The organism is Pantoea sp. JV6, from assembly GCF_025910055.1.
Lineage (GTDB): Bacteria > Pseudomonadota > Gammaproteobacteria > Enterobacterales > Enterobacteriaceae > Pantoea > Pantoea agglomerans.
In genome coordinates this window covers 111,571-132,724 of the sequence record NZ_JAPCIM010000027.1, presented here as the reverse complement: position 1 = coordinate 132,724, position 21,154 = coordinate 111,571, and the positions used below count along the sequence as shown (strand labels likewise).

Sequence of the window (21,154 nt, the reverse complement as noted above, 5' to 3'; positions counted from 1 at the left end):
GGAAATCATGATGAAAAACAGAGTGGCATTTGTGACCGGCGCAGGCCAGGGCATTGGTGAAGCGATCGCCCTGCGTCTGGCGAAAGATGGACTGGCGGTTGCAGTAGCCGATTTTAATCAGGAGACCGCACGCCAGGTCGCGGAGAAGATCAACCAGCAGGGTGGCAAAGCGATTGCGCTGAAAGTCGATGTCTCGCAGCGTGATCAGGTGATGGAAGCGGTAGAAGAGGCGCGCCGCACGCTGGGCGGCTTTGACGTCATCGTCAATAATGCCGGTATTGCGCCCTCCACGCCGATTGCTGAGATCACCGAAGCGGTGGTCGACAAGGTCTACAACGTCAATGTCAAAGGGGTGATCTGGGGCATGCAGGCCGCGATTAAAGCGTTTGCTGCAGAAGGTCACGGCGGCAAAATCATCAACGCCTGTTCTCAGGCGGGTCATGTCGGTAATCCGGAGCTGGCGATTTACAGCTCCAGTAAGTTTGCCGTGCGCGGGCTGACGCAGACCGCTGCGCGCGATCTGGCACCTGCCGGCATCACGGTTAACGCCTTCTGCCCTGGCATTGTCAGAACACCGATGTGGGAAGAGATCGACCGCCAGATCTCTGAAGCAGCCGGCAAGCCCGCCGGCTACGGCACCGAGGAATTTGCGAAACGCATTACGCTGGGACGTCTTTCTGAACCGGAAGATGTGGCTGCCTGCGTCGCCTACCTGGCCAGTCCTGACTCCGATTACATGACCGGTCAGTCGCTGTTGATTGATGGCGGCATGGTGTTTAACTGATCTTCGTTCGCCTGCTGCGTTATCGCGTGGCAGGCGTTTTTCCTGACCGGGTTGAACCGTTAATTTTTTTTATCTGAAAAGCGGTTTACCATCAGCCTCTTGACCGTCTGACCGCGTATTTCCTGCCTTTTTGTCGCCACAGAGATTAAAGCTGCTTATCACCCTGCCGATAAAACAGAGACTCCTCTCCCTGTTCGAAGCGACCATGTTAACGATCAACCATAACGAAACCGCCGCGATTACGAACAAAACGCGGTACAGCACTGACTCTGTTCTGGGACGAACGGTTGAACGGTTATCATCAGGGATGAGAATTAACAGTGCCAAAGATGACGCGGCAGGTCAGGCGATTGCCAACCGCATGACGGCCAATATTAATGCCGATGCGGTGGTAGCGCGTGGCCTCAATGACGCCATCAGCTATTCCCAGACCGCCAGTGGCGGCCTTGGCAGCATCGTCGATCTGCTGATCCAGGCGCGCACCCTGTCGGTCCAGGCAGCCAACGGCACGCTGTCGGACGCCGATCGACAGAGCATCAACGGCCAGTATCAGCAGATTATGGCAGGCATCAATGAAGTGGCAGACCACACCGAGATTTTTGGCCGCTATCCACTGGCGACGAATAATCCTGATCTACCGCCTGCGAAGCTGGGTAACGTTGACCCTATCAACACGAAGTTTCCGGTGCCCGGCAAGAATTACTCCTTTACCTCAGGCGTGATCCCCCTGGCCTATATCCCGGCAGGCTCGACGGCGATAAGCATCACCATCGACTCACTGGGTATGGATGACGATCTCCAGCTCTTTACCCGCGACGGTAAGCACCTGGTCGGTACACCGCTGGACGGCAGTGCGCCTGATTACACCTGGGCCAGCAAAAGCATCACTAATGCGGCTACCGCGGATAGTCGCCTGCTGACCAGCAGTAACGGATTTGCCAGCGGTGCGGCTTATGACAGCTCGCAGTTGCTGGAGGGCGGCCCGAGCTGGACGCTGGCGGGCAGTAACAGCAGCACCTACAACGGCATGAACTTCACTTACAGCGGTGACGGCGATCGCTATGAGGATATCGCCAGCGGCGATTTCAACAACGGCACCATCACCAGTAACCGGCTTGAGCGCATCACGCTGGATACCGTCAGCGAGGATTTGATTGTGGTGGTGGTGGGCAATGGTTCCTTCACCGGTAATCTGACCTGGGGAAATCTGCCGGAACCCAAAGGTGTGCCTGCGACGCCGCCGAAGAAGAGCGAACCTATGGAGGTGGTCACCAGCGCCGATTACGGTCAGCCGATCCAGTCGGATACTATTCCGGCAACGCCATCGGATACCAAAACGCTGGGGCTGAACAACACAACGCTGCTTACAGAGGGCGATATCTCAACCACCATGAAGGCACTGGATAGCGCGCTCGAGAAGATCAGCGGTTATCAGTCGATCTATGGCGCAAAGATCAACCGTTACGAGTCCAACCGTAATGTGTTATCGCAGCAGGGTGTGGATACCTCAGCGGCTCGCAGCCGCATACAGGATGCGGACTATGCTGAAGAAGCAAGCCAGCTGGCACGCAGCCAGATTATTCAGCAGGGTCAGACTGCCGTCAGCAAAATGGCGAATAAAACCCCTGAAATGATTATTCAGCTGTTAGGCAGCTAATAACGTTAACCGGCTGAGCATCAAGGCTCAGCCGGTTACCCTGTTTCTCCACCACTCTACTACCCGCCTGATTCAGCCCCCAGCTGGCCCGAAACCCCGGTTACACTTCGACACCCTTTGATCTCAGTCACACAATCTCGTTTAAGAACCGTTTAAAGATGATCATGATCACCCTTCTTTGTTAAAGAAATGCTAAATACTGACAACTATTTATTATCATCTTTGAATGCAGGGTTAATTAAAACAACAGGTTAATCATTACCACGCTAAGTAATTACCTGAATTTTCCTGTCGATATGTAACTTTTTCATTACTTTTCCGCCATTGCGAGGGCTGTTAATTTGCTGACGATACTGGGTTTTTCCATGGTTGTTTGCTTCATGTATCTGATCATGACCAAACGCATGTCAGCCTTGATTGCGCTGATCCTGATACCAACCATATTTGCGCTGATTGGCGGTTTTTACGCAGGCCTGGGTGCCATGATGTTGGACGGCGTCAAAAAGCTGGCCCCTACCGGCGTGATGCTGACCTTCTCCATTCTCTATTTCGGTCTGATGATCGATGCCGGATTGTTTGACCCGCTGGTGCGCTTTATTCTTCGGATGGTGCGCGGTGACCCCCTGAAAGTGCTGGTCGGAACGGCGGTACTAACACTACTGGTTTCTCTGGATGGTGACAGCTCTACCACTTACATGATTGCCATTGCCGCATTCCTGCCGCTCTATCACCGGCTGGGCATGAACGTGTTGATGATGACCTGTCTGGTGAACCTCGCCAGCGGCATCATGAACCTCTCACCCTGGGGAGGTCCGACAGCCCGTGCCGCGGCGGCACTGCGCATTGACGCCCTCGATATCTTTATTCCGATGCTGCCAGCCATGCTGCTGGCCTGTGCCAGCCTAGTGGCGATGGCGGTGCTGTTTGGCCTGCGTGAGCGTAAGCGCCTTGGCGTGATGACCATGAAAGATCATCATCTCGACAACATTGAGCTGGGGCTGGGCGATGCCGAAGAGTGCGCAGCCAATCGCCGTCCGAAAATGTTCTGGCCTAACTTCATCCTGACCACCGTGCTGCTGGTGCTGCTGGTGATTGGTTTAATGCCGATTCAGATCCTGTTTATGCTGGCGTTTGCGATAGCGGTGATGCTCAACTATCCCACGCTGGAGGAGCAGAAAGCCCGCATCAGCTCTCATGCCGGTAACGTGCTGGCGGTGACCGCATTAATTTTTGCCGCCGGTATTTTCACCGGCATCCTCTCCGGCACCGGCATGGTTGACGCCATGGCGAAGAGCCTGCTGGCCGTGATCCCGCCCAGCTTCGGACCTTACCTGGCGGTCTTCACCGCGCTGGTCAGTCTGCCGTTTACCTTCTTTATGTCGAATGATGCCTTTTACTTCGGCATTCTGCCGGTTATCGCCCAGACGGCGGCCAGCTACGGCATTACCGCAGAAGAGATTGCCCGCGCTTCTATTGTCGGCCAGCCATTCCACCTGCTGAGTCCGCTGGTGCCGTCAGTCTACTTGCTGGTGGGTCTGGCGAAAGTCGACATCGGCGACCACCAGCGCTTTGCAATTAAGTGGGGGATTCTGGTCAGTCTGGTGCTGATGGCAGGCGGTCTGCTGACCGGTGCTTTCCCGCTGTTCCACACCTGATAATCCTCTGCTTTCTGGCGGATAACCGGCAATTTTGCCCGGTTATCCGCTTCACCGCTCCGCCTACTGCGTCATCCCTCTCTACACTCTATAGCCAGGCTGATGTGCTACGCGCCGGACAGGCCATAGCCTCTCAGAGATATCCCCATTGCCCCTATGGAGGCCCGATGAAAATTCACCACCTTAACTGTGGCTGTATGTGTCCGCTGGGCGGCGCGTTCTATGATGGATTCAGTAAAGGCCTGAAAGCACATCTGGTCTGTCACTGTCTGTTGATTGAGACGGATCGCGACGGGCTGGTGCTGGTGGATACCGGCTTTGGTCGCCAGGATATCCATGCGCCCGGCAGCCGCCTGTCCGGCTTTTTCCGCGCATTAAACAATATTCAGCGCCGCGATGAACTGACCGCACTGTCACAGGTTACGTCACTGGGTTTCCGGGCTGAGGATGTGCGGCATATTATTCTGACCCATCTCGACTTTGATCATGCTGGCGGACTGACCGATTTTCCGCAGGCGCGAATCCATCTGTTGCAGCAGGAGGTTGATACCGCACATCAGCGCCATAGCTGGCTGTCACGGGAACGTTACCGTCCCGGACAATGGGGTGGGATCAGCAACTGGGAGACCTATCAGCCGCAGGGAGAAAAGTGGTTTGGTTTTGAGTCCGTTAATCGCCTGCGTGACTTACCGCCGGAGATCTTGTTAGTTCCGCTGGCGGGCCATACGCCGGGTCACGCGGGTATCGCGATTCAGCAACCCGATGGCTGGCTGCTGCACGGCGGCGATGCCTGGTTTTACCGCGGCGAAATGCGGCAGCAGACGCGACACTGCACGCCAGGACTGCGCTTTTACCAGTGGATGATGGGCATGGATAACGTAGCCAGACGGCACAATCAGCAGCGACTGCGTGAGCTCTCCTGCCAGCGCGGCGGCGAAATCACCTTTTTTTGCAGTCATGATGCCCGTGAGCTGGATGCATTACAGGTTAATGCGCCGCTGCGCTGATGAGAAAATACCCGTATTCACTGATTCGAGCAGCATGGTGACCGGATGAAAACTCAGGGTTATGGTTTGTCAGGCGCCTGTTACTTTGTCGCTTTCGCGATTTCATATCCAGTCTTCTCACTTAAGCTTCCTTGTCATAGCTTATCATTGTACAATGATTTGTATTACTTACTACGGAGGTGCTATGAGAGCAATCAGTTACAGCGAAGCCCGACAGAATCTGTCTGCCACTATGGTTCAGACAGTTGAAGATAAAGCGCCGGTATTGATCACTCGCCAGAACGGTGAATCCTGCGTGCTGATGTCGCTTGAGGAATATAACTCACTGGAAGAGACGGCATACCTGCTGCGGTCACCTAAAAATGCGCGCAGGTTGATGGATTCTATCGAAAGCCTGCAAAGCGGTAACGGGACTGACAGGGATATTATTGAGTGAAACTAACCTGGTCCGCAGAAGCCTGGGAAGATTATCTCTACTGGCAGGATGCCGATAAAAAAACCGTTAAAAAGATAAACGAGCTGCTCAAAGATGCCAGCAGGACGCCTTTTGAAGGCAAAGGAAAACCCGAGCCGTTAAAGCATAATCTTGCAGGTTTCTGGTCACGCAGAATCACGGCAGAACATCGGCTGGTGTACGCTGTCAGCGGGGATGCTCTATTGATTGCCTCATGCCGTTATCATTACTGACGGGCTCAGGAGCTTGCGCCTGAGCCCTTACAATGCACCAGTTTCAGCGGCGTAATCATCCACCGCAATCCGGATCGCCCGCCCTCTTTTTCAGCTGTGCGGAAAGCCAGGGCGCAGTCAGACTCTCTGCAGATGCGCTGACCTCTTCCGGTGAGCCGGAGGAGACAACCCTTCCTCCTTTAAGACCCGAGCCGGGACCCAGATCAATCACCCAGTCCGCCTCTGCCACTATGCGCATGTTGTGTTCCGCCATAATTACGGTATGACCACGCTTTACCAGTTCATCCAGCACTACCAGCAGCTTATCCATGTCAGACGGGTGCAATCCTGTTGAAGGTTCATCAAGCAGATAAAGCGTGGGCGTACGCTGGACCCGCTGCAGCTCCCAGGCAAGCTTGATACGCTGGCACTCGCCGCCAGAGAGTTCAGTGGCGGGCTGACCCAGGGTCAGATATCCCAGCCCCAGCGACGTCAGTGCCTTAAGCGAACGCTGGATCCCGTCATGTCCATGAAACACCTTAGTGGCGTCGTCCACGGTCAGATCAAGCACATCCGCTATCGTCAGGTTGTTCCATTTCACCTCCAGCGTTTCGGGGTTATAACGGCTTCCCGCGCAGACGGAACAGGTTGCGGTAGCGCTCGGCATGAAGAGCAGCTCAATCGAAATCTGTCCCTGCCCTTCACAGGCAGGACAGCGTCCGGCTGGCAGATTGAATGAAAACCGGCTGGCGCTGAAGCCTTTGGCTTTCGCCGCGTCGGTGTCTGCAAACAGCCTGCGGACGATATCGAAAAATCCGGTGTAAGTGGCCAGATTTGAGCGTGGTGTCCGGCCAATAGGACGCTGATCGATTCTGACCAACCGGCCGATGGCGTCACTTCCGCTGACAACCTGACCCTTAACGTCCGGCACCAGATCCTCTTCCTCGCCCTCCTCGATGTCAGGCGTTTTGTCAAAACGTCCGAGCATTTCCGGAAGCACGCGATTCAGCAACGTCGATTTTCCGGAGCCGGACACGCCGGTGACGGCCGTCATTCTCCCCAGAGGGATGGCGATATCCACTCCGGCAATATTGTTGCAATAGACCTGTTCAAAGCAGAGCCAGCTCTCTGCGGGCCGGCGCTGGCGCAGCCCGGTATAGTTTCGTGAGAAAAGATAGCCCGAGGTGGGTGACGCACTGACTTCTTCAAGCCCTGCTGGTTCGCCGTTATAGACGATCTCGCCGCCATGCGTTCCCGGGCCGGGGCCGACCTCAATGAGCCAGTCTGCCTCGGCGATGAGGTCAATATTATGTTCGACGACCACCAGCGAATTACCGGCACGCACCAGGTTCTTCAGGGATGCGAGCAGCGATTTGACATCATCGGGATGCAGCCCGGCTGACGGCTCATCCAGCACATAAAGCACGCCAAACAGCCGCGATATCAGCTGGGTGGCCAGACGCACGCGCTGCAACTCGCCGGATGAGAGTACGGTGGTACGGCGTCCCGGCGCCAGATGACCCAGACCCAGCGTTTCCAGCTGCTCAAGCCGCATACAGATATCCGACGCCATCCGGATGACCGCCTCACGCAGTGCCGCCTCTGCCGGCAGGTCCGGCGATGCGCCACGTGCATAAGGCTTCAGCAGTTCAGCAAGCTCTGAGACCGACAGCTCACTCAGGCTGGCAATGTCATGACCGGCAAAGGTCACGGACAGCGCATCCCGGTTTAGCCTTTTACCGTGGCATTCAGAACAGGGAGTGACCGTCACAAAGCGCGCCAGCCGTTTCTTCGTCGTCTCGCTGCCACCCGAATAACTCTGCAGCACGATTTTTGCTGCACTGGTGTACGTGCCGGTATAAGCCGGCTCTTCGCCCGCCGCCAGCGCGTTTTCGCGCTGCTCAGCGTTCAGACCGACAAAAATCGGCACCGATGGCTGTTCGTCAGTCAGCAGTATCCACTGCTGGTCGCGGGCTGAAAGCGTATTCCAGGGCGCATCGACATCGTAGCCGAGCGTCTCAAGGATGCTGCGCAGATTTTTGTTATGCCAGCCTCTGGGCCAGGAAGCGATAGCTCCCTGGCGGATGCTCAGTGAGCTATCCGGCACCATCGACTCGGTTTTAACGGTGTGCACTCTTCCCAGTCCCTGGCAATGCGGACAGGCACCTTCAGGATTGTTAGACGAGAAAAAATCGGCGGTCATAAAGGGAACGCCTTCAGGCCTTACGCCCGCACGGGAAAACAGCAGACGCAGCGTGACAGAAATCCGGGTGAGGCTGCCCACCGTTGAACGCTCCTGCGCGCCAGCCCGGCTCTGCTGAAGCGCCACCGCGGGTGGAAGTCCGTCAATATTATCCACATCCGGTGCAGCAGCCTGATCGATCAGACGACGGGCATGTGGCGACACCGATTCGATAAACCGGCGCTGGGCTTCCGCATAGAGGGTATCAAAGGCGAGGGACGATTTACCGGAGCCTGAAACCCCGGTGAACACCACCATGGCGTTACGGGGAAATCGCAGCGAAACATCTTTGAGATTATGTGTTCTTGCACCCTGTACCGAGATATAAGGATCAATGTGCTCATCAGCACGGTAATGATCGGCGTTGCGTTGTTCTGTCATGATTTCCCTGATTGATAATGCACGGCAGATTCACGATCGCCTGCCGTTAATGACTAAAAATTGCAGATGCTAATCCGGCGTTCAGGCTATCCGGCCCGCTTTGGGAATAGAAACAACAGCAAGGGTAGTCAGGGATCGCGGTCTGCACAACGCGAGGGGGGTTCATCGCTTCGTGGCAGCACAGACTGGTAAGCAGCATGTACAGGAAGCCTTCTTATCTCTTAAGAAAACCCTGGAGCAAACTTAAATAAGGCAAAGCCGTCACTAGCAAATCGCTTATGTGACTCTGATGTAGATTCCTGTGGTATCGATAAATGCAGGTCTATGTAAGGTATGGATATAGACAATGGGAAATGTTTAATACCCCAGGAACCTTTCTATAACCTTTATCTCTCTATGGCCAGGTATGCGCCCCAGAGTGCCTGATGATGCCCCGCTCCCGATATTCAGCGCGCTGACGGCATAAAAAATCATTTAAGACATAAGGATAGCGAAACCATGCCCATTTCTGAAATGATGCCGCGAGTGCCTGCAGGGAGATGAGGTGAAATTACCGTTTTTTATTATCCTGTCCCAGACCGTCAGGTTGTCAAGCATGAACGCGCGAGGTATTGTTTAAAAAGCATCAGGATGATGAATGAAGTGAACTTGTGGGAGCTGGCAGTGGATACGACTGAAGAACTCAATAACACCTATTTCTACGCAGGCAGACCGAACCTCACCGCTGGTGAGCTCTTTTTCATGATTTTCTGTGAAGAAGTCGCTGAACAGCTGGACATTGATGACTTCGGAGCGATCGTGGCCATCCTGTCTGGACGTAATGTCCTGACTACCCGCACCAAACCGCGCGATGCTCTCAAAGGTACCTCCTATGCCTCACGGGCAGCACGCAGAGTATTCCCTAACGCCAAGTTTCCTTTCGGCATACAGCTCCCCACCATCGTAGGGGGATACCCGCCCCGGACCGCGCGTATCCTTTTTACGCATAAGCTCAGCACCTTTGTTGGTCGGGCGATACCCGTCGTGGGCTGGGTGATTCTGGCAAGAGACGTTGCCGATATCAGTTTCAATTCGGTCAGACTGTACAATGCCATCGCTCGCGGGGAGGATAAGTTATGGTAGATGACACACAGGCACGCGTAATGGCACTCATTGAGCCGTGGAACGGCCGATCGCTGCTTACGTTCCGGAAAAAAACACTCACGCCAGAGATGTCGCTTAATCAGGACATGAAGCTTGACCCGGAGGACGCTGCGGAATGCCTTCAGAACGTCTTCGATGCGTTTGGAATGGATTCTGATCTGGTGACTTTCAGCCTCTACTATCCAAAAAACCCGCGCGAGGCCATCCCTCTTACTATCGGGATGGTAATCGAGTCAGCCCGTGCCAGGCGATGGTGCTATGACTGATATGACCTGCTCCCCGTTGATTAGTACACCCCGATGTTAGTAATGTCTTCATAAGCCACATGAGGGCATCCCCATGAAGAAGCGTTTTCCTACGAACAGATCATCAGTATCCTCCGCGAGGCCGAAGCCGGGGTTTCTGCACGGGAACTCTGCCGTAAGTATGCTATTTCAGACGCTACTTTCTACACCTGGCGCAAGAAGTTTGGCGGCATGGAAGTCCCTGAGGTAAAGCGGCTTAAGTTACTTGAAGAGGAGAACGTCCGCCTTAAGAAGCTGCTCGCCGAAGCCATGCTGGATAAGGAGGCGCTTCAGGTGGCTTTGGGTCGAAAGTTCTGACGACAGACCAGAAGCGGGAAGCCGTGGAAGTCATATGTGATGCAACGGGTCTGTCGCAACGTCGTGCCTGCAGGCTGGCAGGTCTGTCTCTTTCAACCTGCCGTTATTGAGCTCAGCGTCCGGCTGCTGACGCGCAGCTATCTCTACGCATCACAGAGCTGGCACCTGAACGCCGTCGCTTTGGTTACCGGCGGATCTGGCAGTTATTGCGTCGTGAGGGCCTTCACGTCAACCACAAGCGGGTATACCGCATTTATCACCTTAACGGCCTGAATGTGAAGCGCAGACGACGTCGTAAGGGTCTGGCGACTGAGCGGCTTCCGCTGCTTCGCCCGGATGCGCCCAATCTGACCTGGTCAATGGATTTCGTCATGGATGAACTGGCCACCGGTCGCAGGATCAAGTGCCTTAACTGCGTCGATGACTTCACAAAGGAATGCCTGACTGTCACTGTTGCCTTTGGGATTTCAGGCGTGCAGGTCACGCATATTCTGGACAGTATTGCGCTGTTTCGCGGATATCCGGCTACGATAAGAACTGACCAGGGGCCGGAGTTTACCTGTAGAGCACTTGACCAATGGGCCTTTGAGCATTGCGTGGAGCTGCGGCTTATTCAGCCCGGTAAACCGACACAGAACGGATTTATTGAGAGTTTTAACGGACGCTTTCGCGATGAATGCCTGAATGAACACTGGTTCAGCGATATTGTTCATGCCCGGAAAATCATTAATGACTGGCGGCAGGACTATAACGAGTCCAGACCTCATTCATCGCTGAATTACCAGACGCCGTCTGAATTTGCAGCAGGCTGGAGAAATGGAAAATCAGAAGGTGAACAAACCGACATTACTAACTGATCGTTGTATCTAATACTAGGGGCAGGTCACGAATAACGTACACACACTTAAGACGAGAGCTCTATACAACTTTCAATGTGGCCATTCTCCATCAACGGGTGTCAGGTCTAAGTGATGCCATTAAATTGCCTACAGAATTTCAGTGTGATTTATGAAAAAAACCCGTCTGCGACGGGTTTTCAGGCATAGAAGGCGACAATCACCGTTCCGGCATTACGGCTTTTTAAACTTGTCTTCGACCTTCTCTTTCGCTTCTGCGATTTTATCACCGGCCTTTTCCGCGAAACCCTCTTTATGCGCTGGCTCGCTGCCTGGCGTTACCGGACGGGTGTCGTGGTCAGCGCGGGCCTGACGCGTGCTTTCAAGCAACGGATCGGCCACAGTACGATTCCCGGTCAGCCGATCTGCGCCGAGAGGATCTGTACTGGCATGGTCAATATCCACTTCCTGACGGCGTACCGAATCGTTGATAGTTTCAACCCGATCGCTTGTCTCTTTGCGTAACACCACCTCTTCAATGATCTCCGCGGTCTTATTAATCACGGGCTGCTCATGCGTCTCTTCCACTTCGACAGTTTTTTCAGACCAGTCAACATGGGTGGGTGAACCTGATTCATTCACCGGACGACGGAAGATTGCGGCGTGCTGCTCATGCAGCGAGACATTTTCTGAGACCTGATCGGTGACAGTGTAGCGACGAACGCGGGTTGAACCTTCACTTACCAGACGTTTACCCACTTCCAGTCGCTCCTCGGCCAGACGCAGTACATCCTCGTCACTTTCGTCACCGGTCAGGGCGGTACGGGCAGCGCCACGATGGGCAGGATCGTTAGAGAGCGGATCGACGGCGGCATTATCCTGAAGCGTTCCACTGGCAGGTGCAGTCAGACCATCACTGGTCGCGTAACCGGGCGCGTAATCATCGGGCAGCGCCGCACTGCGCTCGGTAAGTTCTTCATGTGCATCAAGGATGCCCAGGGCGCGAGGTAACTCATCTTCATCGGCCCGCAGCGACAGCACTACTCCGCCGGTTCGCATCGCGTCTTCATACACTTCGGCCTGATCCTCCTCCAGCGTATTGCCGAACAGGCGTTGCCAGAAGCCAGGGTGACGGGCCTCCTGACCTTCGGTACGCAAACGATCACCGGAGATGATATCAATGTCATCATCCAGGAACCCGGCCTTGATCAGGTTACGCTTTGCACCCTCTGCCAGTGAGATATTGCTGAACATTGTTACGATTGTTTCACGCGCCATGTTGTGTTCCTCGGTGATGGATTCGGACGGCTCTGAATAAGGTGTACGGGTCAGGTGAGCGTGCTGTTTGCGCAGGGAGACGACCTGTTCTGTCGCTTCCTCACTGACAACTTTGCGGATATGCCACTCCTCTTTCAGCACCAGATGACGAACGATCTCGATTTCCTCTTCAACGACAGGAATGATCAGAACGCCATTTTCTTCACGGATCTCCGGCATCTCAGCCAGCCGTTCCGATTTAGGAATGCGTTCTATTTCCGCCGTCTGGTGCCGGAGCATCAGCGCAATCTTCTGCTGATGCTCAGTGACCTGTCGGGTAACCCTGACATGACCGTCGATGACCCGCTGTTTTGAGACCTCAACGGTTTCCTCCGCCAGGCTTAGCACCTGGTCGCTACCCTCTGACCCTGGTTTTTCAGGAGGTTGATTGTTCATGTTTAACCTGCCTGTAATACAGAGCGATCATTTGTACTTTTCTTTACCTTGAGCATAAGTCACTGCTTTTCGGTTAGTTAAAGCCTGGCACAAACAATGACAAAAGATAGGAAAAAGCAGAAAAACGCCATTATATGAAGATAACGTGGTGCTAAAATCGATTAAGCGGTGCGGCAGATAAAAAACAGCTAACGAAGCGGCAGACAGTGAAATCTCTTTTATCCAGTGCGCGAAAAGAGGATCAATCAGGCGTTAACCCGACCCGAAGTGAATCAGGCATATCGGGTCAGGGGTTAAGCCATTCGCTTTCCTGCAGTCCGCCATTAGCCGAATAGCGAAACAGGGCGCGCTGATTTTCGTTTCGCTGAAGCTGATAGGCGTCCAGCACACTGGCCTGCAAAATCACCACGCCAAAACGGGATTTCCCGGTTTCCGCTGCCGTCGCGTCAGACGTCTCGTTAGCCGTTGTCCGCGCTTCCCCAGGAGGTCCGCCGGTGTAAGTCTGCCGCGTGTGCTGCGGTAACGCACGCCAGGCTGCCCGGGCAACATCACTTCCCGCCGCATAACACGCAACCCGCCCTGCCAGTCGTAACTGCAGGCGACGCTGATGGCAATATCCCAGCACGGTGACCTGCGGATTCGCCGCCATCTCCTGCCACTTCGGGCTGCGAACATCCGTATGAAATGTCAGCATCCTGCGGTCGTCGGCACACTGGCGCAGAACCACTGTGCGCGCCTGAGGTTGTAGCAGAGTATCGACCGTACAGAGCATCAGATAACGAAATCCACCCTGTGGATCGGTTGCAGATTCCTGCAGCGCAGCCCAGGCTCCAGTTTCAAACGTTTTCAATTCCATGGGGATTACTCTCATCAGGATCAATTTTCAGCCATCTGGCTAAAAGCGTAGCAATGAAGTGGGCAGAAGGCCTGACAGCGCAGCGATAAGAGCAAATGTGGCAGCGGGAGCTGGACAATGCACGAGACCAGGAGCTGGTGAAATAGCGTCGGGATTGCGGGATACCTCGCAGAGCGGCAAAAGCGCGTCCCGCCAGTCAGCCACTCTGTGTTATTTTTGCGCCATCGCCACAGAGATCCGATCCGCAGGGAGTTGCACGATGACAACTGAAGAGTCTGCTAAAGTACCGGCTGAAATACCGCTGAAAGTCACCTCGCCGCGCCTGACTTATCGGCCACTTCGGCAGGAAGACTGGCCCTTCTATCTGGCAGTCAGTCAGGATAGATCGGTGATGCAGTACATCAGCGATCCGCGCAGCGCTGAAGAGATCAGAACCCACTCATTTGATGTCCGCCTGCCCGCCTGGTACAAGGGCTGCAGGCACTGGCTCTGTCTGGTTATCGGAGAAAAAACATCCGGTGCTCCGGCTGGCTTTTGCGGGTTTATCGATCGCGGAGAGGGTATTGCGGAGTTTGGCTTTATTCTGGCCGCAGATGCGCAGGGCAAAGGCTACGGCAGCGAGTCTCTGCATGCCATTATCACCTTCTGCTTTGAGCAACAGGAATACCGCAAACTGATCGCGACGGTGACGGCAGGCAATGCGGCCTCACGCCGGACCCTGATTTCAGCGGGCTTTGTGCAGGAGGGGACGTTGCGGCAGAACTTTTTCCTCAACGGCCAGTGGCAGGATGACTGGATCTTCGGCTTGCTGAAACAGGAATACCAGCCCGCACACTCACCCTGAGGCGCAGACCATCAGCGTCGGGCATCCTCCGCTCCGTTCGCCACAATCAGACCGATTAGCGTGGCGTAACGTCATAACCGCTGGCGATAGCGATAGCGATAGCGGGCGCACAGTGCTCCTCTCCGCACAGCATCGCCTCAAAGTCCGCCGGCGTCAGTGGCTGGCACAGGCCATTGCCCTGCATAATGTCGCATCCGGCGGCTGTAACAAAAGCGATCTGCTCTTTATCTTCCACTCCTTCGGCGGCCACCCGGATACCCAGGCTTTTGCCGAGCGCGGTAATGGCCCGGAACATCATACGCACCCGCATGCTGGAACCCAGCTCGTGCGTCATCGACTTATCGATTTTAAAACCCGTCACAACACTGTAGCGCAGCAGGTTAATCGCCCCCAGCGTACGCCCGTAATGATCGATAACGAACGAAGCTCCCGTTCGGCGTACGGCGTCAACCTGAACCGGCATATCCTGCATCAGCACGGCCAGCAGTGGCTCATCCACTTCCAGCTCAACAAAACCGGCATCGCCTCCGGCACTCTCACGTATTACCGTCTCCAGGCTGTTCCCTGCAAGCTGGCGCGGAAACAGGTTAATGCTGACGCGAAGCTGAGGAGAGCGAACCTGCCACTGCCGGACCTGTGCCAGAGCACTGCGGATGATCCATTCACCCAGCGTGACTGAAAGCGGACTTTTAACCAGCATGCCGATAAATTCAGCCGGCAACAGCAGCCCGCGCGTCGGATGCTGCCAGCGTACCAGTGTCTCGCAGCCAATAAGCTTTCCGCTTTCAACGTCGTAGCGGGGCTGATAGTAAAGAGTGAACTGCTGCTGCCGCACCGCCGTTTCCAGTTCGCGCTCAAAGCGGCGGCGCTGCTGCTCCGCTTCACGAAACGCGGGCATAAACAGCATGCTGCAGCCTTTACCCGACGCTTTGGCGCGATAGAGCGCCAGATCAGCGGCGGACATCACCGAAGAGGGATCCCTGCCGTGCTCCGGATAGGAGGCGATGCCGGTGCTGGCACCGACCACCACCGGTGAGTCGTGATAGCGGAACGGCGTCTGAACGGCCGCAATCAGTTTCTCCGCCGTGATCGCCGCCTCTGCGCTGCCGCCCGCTAACAGGATCACAAATTCATCACCGCCCAGGCGCGCAGCCGTCACGGCACTGGCGCACACCGCACGAATCTGTTCGGCAACGTGGCACAATAACGCATCGCCTGCAGCATGCCCCAGCGTATCGTTAACCTCTTTAAAACCATCGAGATCGGTCATCAGTAACGTATAGGGGACGCCCGCCCTGGTCAGCTGGCCGACCTGATCCATAAACGCGCTGCGGCTGGCGAGACGTGTCAGCATATCCAGTGAGGCCAGCTCACAGAGCCGCGCCTCACTCTCATAGCGGGCCGTGACATCGCGGATGATCATGCCCACCAGCCGTTCGCCCTCTTCACGCCAGCCCGAAAAAGAGACCTCTGCCGGAAATTCACGACCTTCACGCGTGACACCCCATATCTGCAAAGAGCGTGGGTGCGAGATAGCTGCTTCGTCAGAGGTAATCCGGACCAGTTCATTACGGTAGTCAGTCTGACAGCGAGCAGGGATCAGCTCACTGATATACTGGCCGCGCATCTCCTCTGCGCTGTAGCCGAACAGCGCGGTGGCGGCCGGGTTCCAGAAGGTTATGCCACGCCGAAGGTCAGTGCAGACAATGGCGTCAGGCGAAGTAGATGAGATCGCCTCGAGTCGCTGCTGGCTGGTGTAGCGCAATAACTCCAGACGATGCATCTCCATGCGATCCATCACCAGTGCAGCAATATCGTTCAGATGCTTTCGATCCTCTGCAGTTAACGGCTCACGAGGATGGCTGTCGGTCAGGCAGACCGTGCCAATATGATGCCCATCCGGGGTCGAAAGCGGGATCCCCGCGTAAAAGCGGATAAAGGGGTAGCCGTGAACCAGCGGACTGTCGCGGAAGCGCGGATCTTTCAGCGTATCGGGCACGCAGAGGATATCGCCCTGCGCCAGCGTATGGTGGCAGAAGGCGACGTTGCGTGCCGTACCTGAAATATTTAAACCGTACCGGGAGGCGAAGAACTGCCGCTTTTCGTCGATAAGCGAGACAAAAGCGACCGGCACCCGAAACAGCCGTGCGGCAAGCGTAGTGAGGCGATCCAGCGCATCGGTCGGCGGTGAATCCATCAGATGATACTGCTTAAGTGCGTCGAGGCGAGCCGCCTCGGCATCATGATAAACTGGACGTTTCAGCGTAACTCTCCTCTGATGTTATCTGCTGTGGCTGGCCTGACACAGCATAAAGAGGACACGTTCAATCAGACAGAACGCGCAGAGTTCGCTGCCGATCCGTTGCCGGAAGAAAGGCCCGTCAGTAAACCCGGCAGCAACAGGTTGCCGCACTGAGTCCGATAAAGCTGACACCGCAGACAGCGAGGCATCAGTTAACACGTTATGCCTGCCAGAGAGAGTGCGGCGGACCGCCCAGGATTATCTGGCCAGAGCATATCAGACAGGCGGTAATGCGCCTCGCTTAGCTCTCTATATCGGCCCGACATGATTTTACTTAAGAGAAAACAGAGGATGAACGCCTTACTTTTTCAGCTTTGGTACCAGTTGATAGTGCGGATGCTCTCCGGCGAGCAGCATCAGCAGTTCATACTCTCCCTGACTGAGCAGCGCAGGATTTTTCGATGCTTCTTTCGTCTGCCAGACACGCTGGCTAAGATCGAAACGCTCGGCTGCAATCTCCTGAGAGAGACCGGCCGCAAGGCGCAGCTCACGCACGTTGTGCTGGACGGCGACAGGCCGCTGTAAAATCTGATTTCCCATATAAACGCTCCGCATACGGTGCCCCGGCGAGATGGCCGGGCGGAAGTACACGCCTGCGGCCAAAACATAAATTTGAGTTAAGTTTTAACAACCCGGCGTTTTACACTTATCAGGAAAGCGTAACGCACCAGTAAAAACAGAGAAAATAACCTGAATTATATTTAAATCGCTGCCCGGATAATTTTTGCACCGCTGAGAATAGTAATTGCCATTCTGAATGGTGGCGTTGATCGAATGATGATCAACGTCAATCACAGTCACAAAAAATGACCGTTTCATCCCTCTTTTAAAAAGAGTGAATATTAATCGTTATTCCGTGCCGGACAGACATTATCTACAGTTCAGAAAAAATACGTTCAGGCTATGCCCGCGCAAACGTTGCCCAGCCGCCTTTTTCATCAGGCGTGACGCGTTTAGGCTCTACGGCAAGAGGGTGATGCGGCAGGGTAAAGCGCGTAATCACGCTGCCCAGCGTTTCAGTCTGTCCACTGAGACTGTCTGCTGTCGCCGAAACCTGCTGAACCAGCGTCGCATTCTGCTGCGTTACGCGGTCAAGTTCTGCAACGGCGACCGTGACCTGGGCAATCCCTTTACTCTGTTCATCCGAAGCCAGCGCAATCTGTCCGATTAGTTCATTCACGCCGCCGACGCCGCGCAGCACGGCTTCCATGGTGGTTCCTGCGCTCTCAGCCGCCCGCCGTCCATCGTCAACGCGTGCCACGGTATCGGCAATCAGCTCTTCGATCTCTTTAGAGGCAGCAGCACTTCGCTGTGCCAGTGAACGCACCTCACTGGCGACCACCGCGAAGCCGCGGCCCTGTTCGCCCGCACGGGCGGCTTCTACAGCGGCGTTTAACGCCAGAATGTTGGTCTGAAACGCAATACCATTAATAGTGGTGGTGAACTGCCGGATTTTTTCTGATCCCTGAGCGATGCTGGTGATGGCTGCCGATACCAACTGAACCAGTTCCACGCCCTGCTGAGTCGTATCCGTGGTGCTGGCAGCCAGTTCACGTGCCTCGCGGGCATTCTGTGCATTGTGACGCACGGTGACGGTAATCTCCTCCATGCTGGCTGCGGTCTGCTCCAGCGCAGCAGCCTGAGTGGATGTCCGGTCGGAGAGATCGGCGTTACCCGCAGCAATGTCCCCCGCTTCACGATGAAGAATGGCTGCGTTGTCACGGATAGCGCTGACCGTCTGCAACAGACTGTGCTGCATCTCTTTGACCAGCGGCACAAGTTGTCCGACACAGTTGCGCCCCAGATCTTCCGGCTCGCGCGTCAGATCACCATCGGCAATAATTTTTAAATGACCGCGAATTTTACCTACCGGACGCACCAGATGGACGACCAGATAGCGGTCACAAAACAGCAGCAACGCCACTGCCGCCAGCAGTGCTGCCAGCAATACGCCCTCAAGCCGATGCCGGTCAGCCTTCAGGGGTGCCTGATTCCGGGCCAGCTGCTGCGTCACCTTGTCCAGCTGCGCACGTGCAACCGTTGCGTATTCTGAGGGGGTTGTCGTAAGTGCCGCGCGGACGTTATCCCAGTCAGCATCGGCCGGGGTTGAGGCGACGAGCGCGTTTTTATCGGCTGGCGTACCGCTCTGCATGACGATAGCGCTGTGCGCCAGAAAGCTCAGCTGCTGCGTCAGAACGGCTGAACGATCGGTTTGACGAAAGATATCGCGCACGACCTGGCTGCTGTAGCCACCGGCCAGCACGACGATGCCCAGTGAGACGATCATCATCCACAGCACAACGCGGCGGATAGTGAAATGCCTGAGTGAATTCATGAGGTTTCCCCGATGTTGTCATTGGTGTAGTTAAAATTAAACAAAAATAAATTATGTCATCTACTTTAGTGCGTTATTATATAGTGCACTATGTTTATACTCTGTATACTGGCAGGATATTTAAGAAATTAAAAGTTTTTAACGACAAAATAATAGAATCGTGATTACTAAAATATTTCGTTAAAGAAAAGTGATTTGCTATTCTGACCAGCAATGCCGTGCAGTGGGATAAAAAATAAATGGTCATGACTCTTTCTTTTTGCAGAATTTGCCTGTAGTCATGACATCATACCCTTCAATTTTTCTGTTTAATTTCGCGCCGTAACCAGCCGGTGCGGAGGAATCCATGCTTATGAGTCTCAGCGGCGGCGACGATTGCCGCACGCGAACCCTGCACGCGCTGCGCAGTAACGACGAAAGTCGTGACGATGTGTTGCGACAGTTCGTCCGGCTGGCCAGCCAGGCACTCGGTATACCCGGCAGCTTTATCTCCGTACTGGATGATGAGATGCAGCATGTTAAGGCTGCGCAAAATTTCACACTCACTCAATCCTCCCGGCAGGACTCGCTCTGCCGGCATGCAGTGGACAGTGACAGCACCGTGGTAGTACCCGATACGTTGCTGGATACCCGCTTTGCTGAGCATCCGCTGATTGTTGGCGCGCCTTTTATCCGCTTTTATGCCGGCGTACCGCTTAAAAGCAGCACAGGTCTGATACTGGGTACGCTGTGCGTGACTGACACCGCGCCTCATCCCTTTAATGCGGATCAGGTCGCCATGCTGAAGATGCTGGCGGCACTGGTGATGTCATTTCTTGAGGCCTGGTACTCGGCTGGCTTTGCCGACCCGGTAACCGGTCTGCCCAACCGCCAGCGTCTGATTCGCGACCTGCAGTTTCTTGCCGCCTCCGGTGACACCACGCCACGGCGGCTGGTGCTGATTGACTGTATCGATATGCCGCGCGCCTACGAGCTTGCGCGCTCAATGGGCATGGGACCGGTTGAAAGCCTGTTGAAAGATGTGGCGACACTGCTGCCGCTGCGCCTGAGGCCTGCGCCAGGAGAGATGCTCTACACCGTAGCCACCGGGCGCTTTGCCCTGCTGACACGTCAGGAGAGCAGACTCACTGCCAACTGGGTGGCAAACAAGCTGGCCGGGATCAGCGCGGATCTCGGCGATGGGCTGTCGGTTGCACTGATGACCCACACCGGTGAGGCGAGTTTCAATACCGGGGAGATGCCTGCCCAGGAGATCCTGCGGCGTGCGGTCAGCGCGCTGCACGAGGCCATCACACGCGACGTGGCCTCGATGCCTTTCAGTGAGGCCACTGATACGCGCCATACGCAGGACTTCACCCTGATGCATGACCTGGCCATCGCGATACGCCAGGATAAGGGATTATGGCTGGCGTATCAGCCTAAAATCTGTCTGCACAGCGGCAAGCCAATTGGCCTGGAGGCCCTGATCCGCTGGCAGCATCCGCAGCGCGGCGAACTGTCTCCTGCACAGTTTTTACCCTTTGCCGTGCAAACCGAGCTGCTCAGCGAACTGACCACCTGGGTGACAGAGCACGCAATCGCCCGGCTCTCCCGGCTGCGCAACAGCTATATTCAGTTGCCCATCACCATTAACGTCAGCAGCAGCGATTTTTCACGTGACGGTTTTGCCGACGAGCTGGAAGAGCAGATGATCAGAGCGAAGCTCCCGGTTTCGCTGCTGGGCATTGAGTGTCTGGAGACGGAACGGATTCTGGAGAGCGCGACCGCAATGCGGGGGCTTGAGATGCTGAAACTTCGTGGATTCGGTATTTCACTGGATGACTTTGGTACCGGCTACAGCAACATCAGTTATCTGCGGCGCATTCCGCTGGATGTGATCAAGCTGGACCGTTCACTGATCAGCGAAATTTCATCTGACACCGCATCGCGCGTCATCGCCCGCAGTATTATTGCGATGCTTAAAGATCTCGATTATATGGTGCTGGCTGAGGGCGTGGAGAATGCGGAAACCGTTACGGCGCTGACCGAGTTCGGCTGCGACCAGGCGCAGGGCTTTTTCTACTCCAGGCCGCTGCCGGAAGCGGCACTGGATGAGTGGCTCGGCTGGCGATTACGCAGTAAGTGCTGAGCC

The 21,154-nt window shown here is 55.3% G+C and carries 16 protein-coding genes and 1 pseudogene; 11 read left to right on the top strand and 6 right to left on the bottom strand.

Translation table 11 applies throughout. The annotated features are described in order from the left end of the window. Window positions 1-10 precede the first annotated feature (10 nt). The 6 genes from OK412_RS23175 to OK412_RS23150 all read left to right on the top strand — a co-directional run bounded on the left by OK412_RS23175 (window position 11) and on the right by OK412_RS23150 (window position 5,790). Window positions 11-784, top strand: a complete 774-nt coding sequence (locus tag OK412_RS23175; protein WP_264353659.1) for a (S)-acetoin forming diacetyl reductase — start codon at window positions 11-13, stop codon at window positions 782-784. Between the two features lie 205 nt (window positions 785-989). Beyond that, window positions 990-2,441, top strand: a complete 1,452-nt coding sequence (locus tag OK412_RS23170; protein WP_264353643.1) for a flagellin — start codon at window positions 990-992, stop codon at window positions 2,439-2,441. Window positions 2,442-2,782: 341 nt separating this feature from the next. After that, complete coding sequence (locus OK412_RS23165) at window positions 2,783-4,096, top strand: CitMHS family transporter (RefSeq protein WP_010256858.1); 1,314 nt, start codon at window positions 2,783-2,785, stop codon at window positions 4,094-4,096. Window positions 4,097-4,263: 167 nt separating this feature from the next. After that, the gene (locus tag OK412_RS23160; protein ID WP_264353642.1) at window positions 4,264-5,103 is read left to right on the top strand and encodes an MBL fold metallo-hydrolase; all 840 of its coding nucleotides are present in this window, start codon (window positions 4,264-4,266) and stop codon (window positions 5,101-5,103) included. A gap of 184 nt (window positions 5,104-5,287) precedes the next feature. Continuing rightward, on the top strand, window positions 5,288-5,539 hold the full coding sequence (gene yefM, locus OK412_RS23155; protein WP_010256861.1) for a YoeB-YefM toxin-antitoxin system antitoxin YefM: 252 nt from the start codon (window positions 5,288-5,290) through the stop codon (window positions 5,537-5,539). Further along, a complete protein-coding gene (locus OK412_RS23150) occupies window positions 5,536-5,790 on the top strand; it encodes a Txe/YoeB family addiction module toxin (RefSeq protein WP_010256862.1) in 255 nt (84 codons plus the stop codon). The genes yefM and OK412_RS23150 overlap by 4 nt, the downstream gene beginning before the upstream one ends. 55 nt (window positions 5,791-5,845) lie before the next feature. Here the strand turns inward: OK412_RS23150 and OK412_RS23145 are convergent, their stop codons facing one another. Then, entirely contained in the window at window positions 5,846-8,392 is a 2,547-nt protein-coding gene (locus OK412_RS23145; RefSeq protein ID WP_264353641.1) for an excinuclease ABC subunit UvrA, read from the bottom strand. A gap of 663 nt (window positions 8,393-9,055) precedes the next feature. Between OK412_RS23145 and OK412_RS23140 the strand changes: the two genes are divergently transcribed. The 3 genes and pseudogenes from OK412_RS23140 to OK412_RS23130 all read left to right on the top strand — a co-directional run bounded on the left by OK412_RS23140 (window position 9,056) and on the right by OK412_RS23130 (window position 10,994). After that, window positions 9,056-9,514 carry an STM2901 family protein gene (locus OK412_RS23140; RefSeq protein ID WP_158150254.1) on the top strand — a complete coding sequence of 153 codons (459 nt, stop codon included), beginning with the start codon at window positions 9,056-9,058 and terminating at the stop codon, window positions 9,512-9,514. Continuing rightward, window positions 9,508-9,801, top strand: a complete 294-nt coding sequence (locus OK412_RS23135; RefSeq protein ID WP_022624214.1) for a DUF1493 family protein — start codon at window positions 9,508-9,510, stop codon at window positions 9,799-9,801. The genes OK412_RS23140 and OK412_RS23135 overlap by 7 nt, the downstream gene beginning before the upstream one ends. Before the next feature lie 99 nt (window positions 9,802-9,900). After that, window positions 9,901-10,994, top strand: a pseudogene (locus OK412_RS23130) (IS3 family transposase). A 213-nt stretch (window positions 10,995-11,207) separates the two neighbouring features. Here the strand turns inward: OK412_RS23130 and OK412_RS23125 are convergent. Continuing rightward, complete coding sequence (locus tag OK412_RS23125) at window positions 11,208-12,686, bottom strand: YsnF/AvaK domain-containing protein (RefSeq protein ID WP_061902429.1); 1,479 nt, start codon at window positions 12,684-12,686, stop codon at window positions 11,208-11,210. 286 nt (window positions 12,687-12,972) lie between these two features. Continuing rightward, window positions 12,973-13,542, bottom strand: a complete 570-nt coding sequence (locus OK412_RS23120) for a pyridoxamine 5'-phosphate oxidase family protein (RefSeq protein WP_264353640.1) — start codon at window positions 13,540-13,542, stop codon at window positions 12,973-12,975. Between the two features lie 259 nt (window positions 13,543-13,801). On the opposite strand from OK412_RS23120, the gene OK412_RS23115 reads away from it, so the two are divergent. Continuing rightward, complete coding sequence (locus tag OK412_RS23115) at window positions 13,802-14,386, top strand: GNAT family N-acetyltransferase (RefSeq protein ID WP_010671972.1); 585 nt, start codon at window positions 13,802-13,804, stop codon at window positions 14,384-14,386. Window positions 14,387-14,441: 55 nt separating this feature from the next. On the opposite strand, the gene OK412_RS23110 is transcribed toward OK412_RS23115, so the two are convergent. The 3 genes from OK412_RS23110 to OK412_RS23100 form a co-directional block, all read right to left on the bottom strand. Continuing rightward, complete coding sequence (locus OK412_RS23110) at window positions 14,442-16,583, bottom strand: putative bifunctional diguanylate cyclase/phosphodiesterase (RefSeq protein WP_111534844.1); 2,142 nt, start codon at window positions 16,581-16,583, stop codon at window positions 14,442-14,444. 405 nt (window positions 16,584-16,988) lie between these two features. Further along, a complete protein-coding gene (locus OK412_RS23105; RefSeq protein ID WP_010256895.1) occupies window positions 16,989-17,228 on the bottom strand; it encodes a hypothetical protein in 240 nt (79 codons plus the stop codon). 361 nt (window positions 17,229-17,589) lie between these two features. After that, window positions 17,590-19,023: a methyl-accepting chemotaxis protein gene (locus OK412_RS23100; protein ID WP_122460004.1), complete on the bottom strand. Its 1,434-nt coding sequence runs from the start codon at window positions 19,021-19,023 to the stop codon at window positions 17,590-17,592. A 346-nt stretch (window positions 19,024-19,369) separates the two neighbouring features. On the opposite strand from OK412_RS23100, the gene OK412_RS23095 reads away from it, so the two are divergent. Beyond that, complete coding sequence (locus OK412_RS23095; protein WP_029519494.1) at window positions 19,370-21,151, top strand: GGDEF and EAL domain-containing protein; 1,782 nt, start codon at window positions 19,370-19,372, stop codon at window positions 21,149-21,151. Window positions 21,152-21,154 lie beyond the last annotated feature (3 nt).

Excerpts from the sequence above, each read along its gene's own strand:
- OK412_RS23175 (WP_264353659.1), top strand. The coding sequence starts at position 11 with ATGAAAAACAGAGTGGCATTTGTGACCGGCGCAGGCCAGGGCATTGGT.
- OK412_RS23170 (WP_264353643.1), top strand. The coding sequence starts at position 990 with ATGTTAACGATCAACCATAACGAAACCGCCGCGATTACGAACAAAACG.
- OK412_RS23160 (WP_264353642.1), top strand. The coding sequence starts at position 4,264 with ATGAAAATTCACCACCTTAACTGTGGCTGTATGTGTCCGCTGGGCGGC.
- yefM (WP_010256861.1), top strand. The coding sequence starts at position 5,288 with ATGAGAGCAATCAGTTACAGCGAAGCCCGACAGAATCTGTCTGCCACT.
- OK412_RS23145 (WP_264353641.1), bottom strand. The coding sequence starts at position 8,392 with ATGACAGAACAACGCAACGCCGATCATTACCGTGCTGATGAGCACATT.
- OK412_RS23135 (WP_022624214.1), top strand. The coding sequence starts at position 9,508 with ATGGTAGATGACACACAGGCACGCGTAATGGCACTCATTGAGCCGTGG.
- OK412_RS23125 (WP_061902429.1), bottom strand. The coding sequence starts at position 12,686 with ATGAACAATCAACCTCCTGAAAAACCAGGGTCAGAGGGTAGCGACCAG.
- OK412_RS23120 (WP_264353640.1), bottom strand. The coding sequence starts at position 13,542 with ATGGAATTGAAAACGTTTGAAACTGGAGCCTGGGCTGCGCTGCAGGAA.
- OK412_RS23115 (WP_010671972.1), top strand. The coding sequence starts at position 13,802 with ATGACAACTGAAGAGTCTGCTAAAGTACCGGCTGAAATACCGCTGAAA.
- OK412_RS23110 (WP_111534844.1), bottom strand. The coding sequence starts at position 16,583 with ATGGATTCACCGCCGACCGATGCGCTGGATCGCCTCACTACGCTTGCC.
- OK412_RS23105 (WP_010256895.1), bottom strand. The coding sequence starts at position 17,228 with ATGGGAAATCAGATTTTACAGCGGCCTGTCGCCGTCCAGCACAACGTG.
- OK412_RS23100 (WP_122460004.1), bottom strand. The coding sequence starts at position 19,023 with ATGAATTCACTCAGGCATTTCACTATCCGCCGCGTTGTGCTGTGGATG.
- OK412_RS23095 (WP_029519494.1), top strand. The coding sequence starts at position 19,370 with ATGCTTATGAGTCTCAGCGGCGGCGACGATTGCCGCACGCGAACCCTG.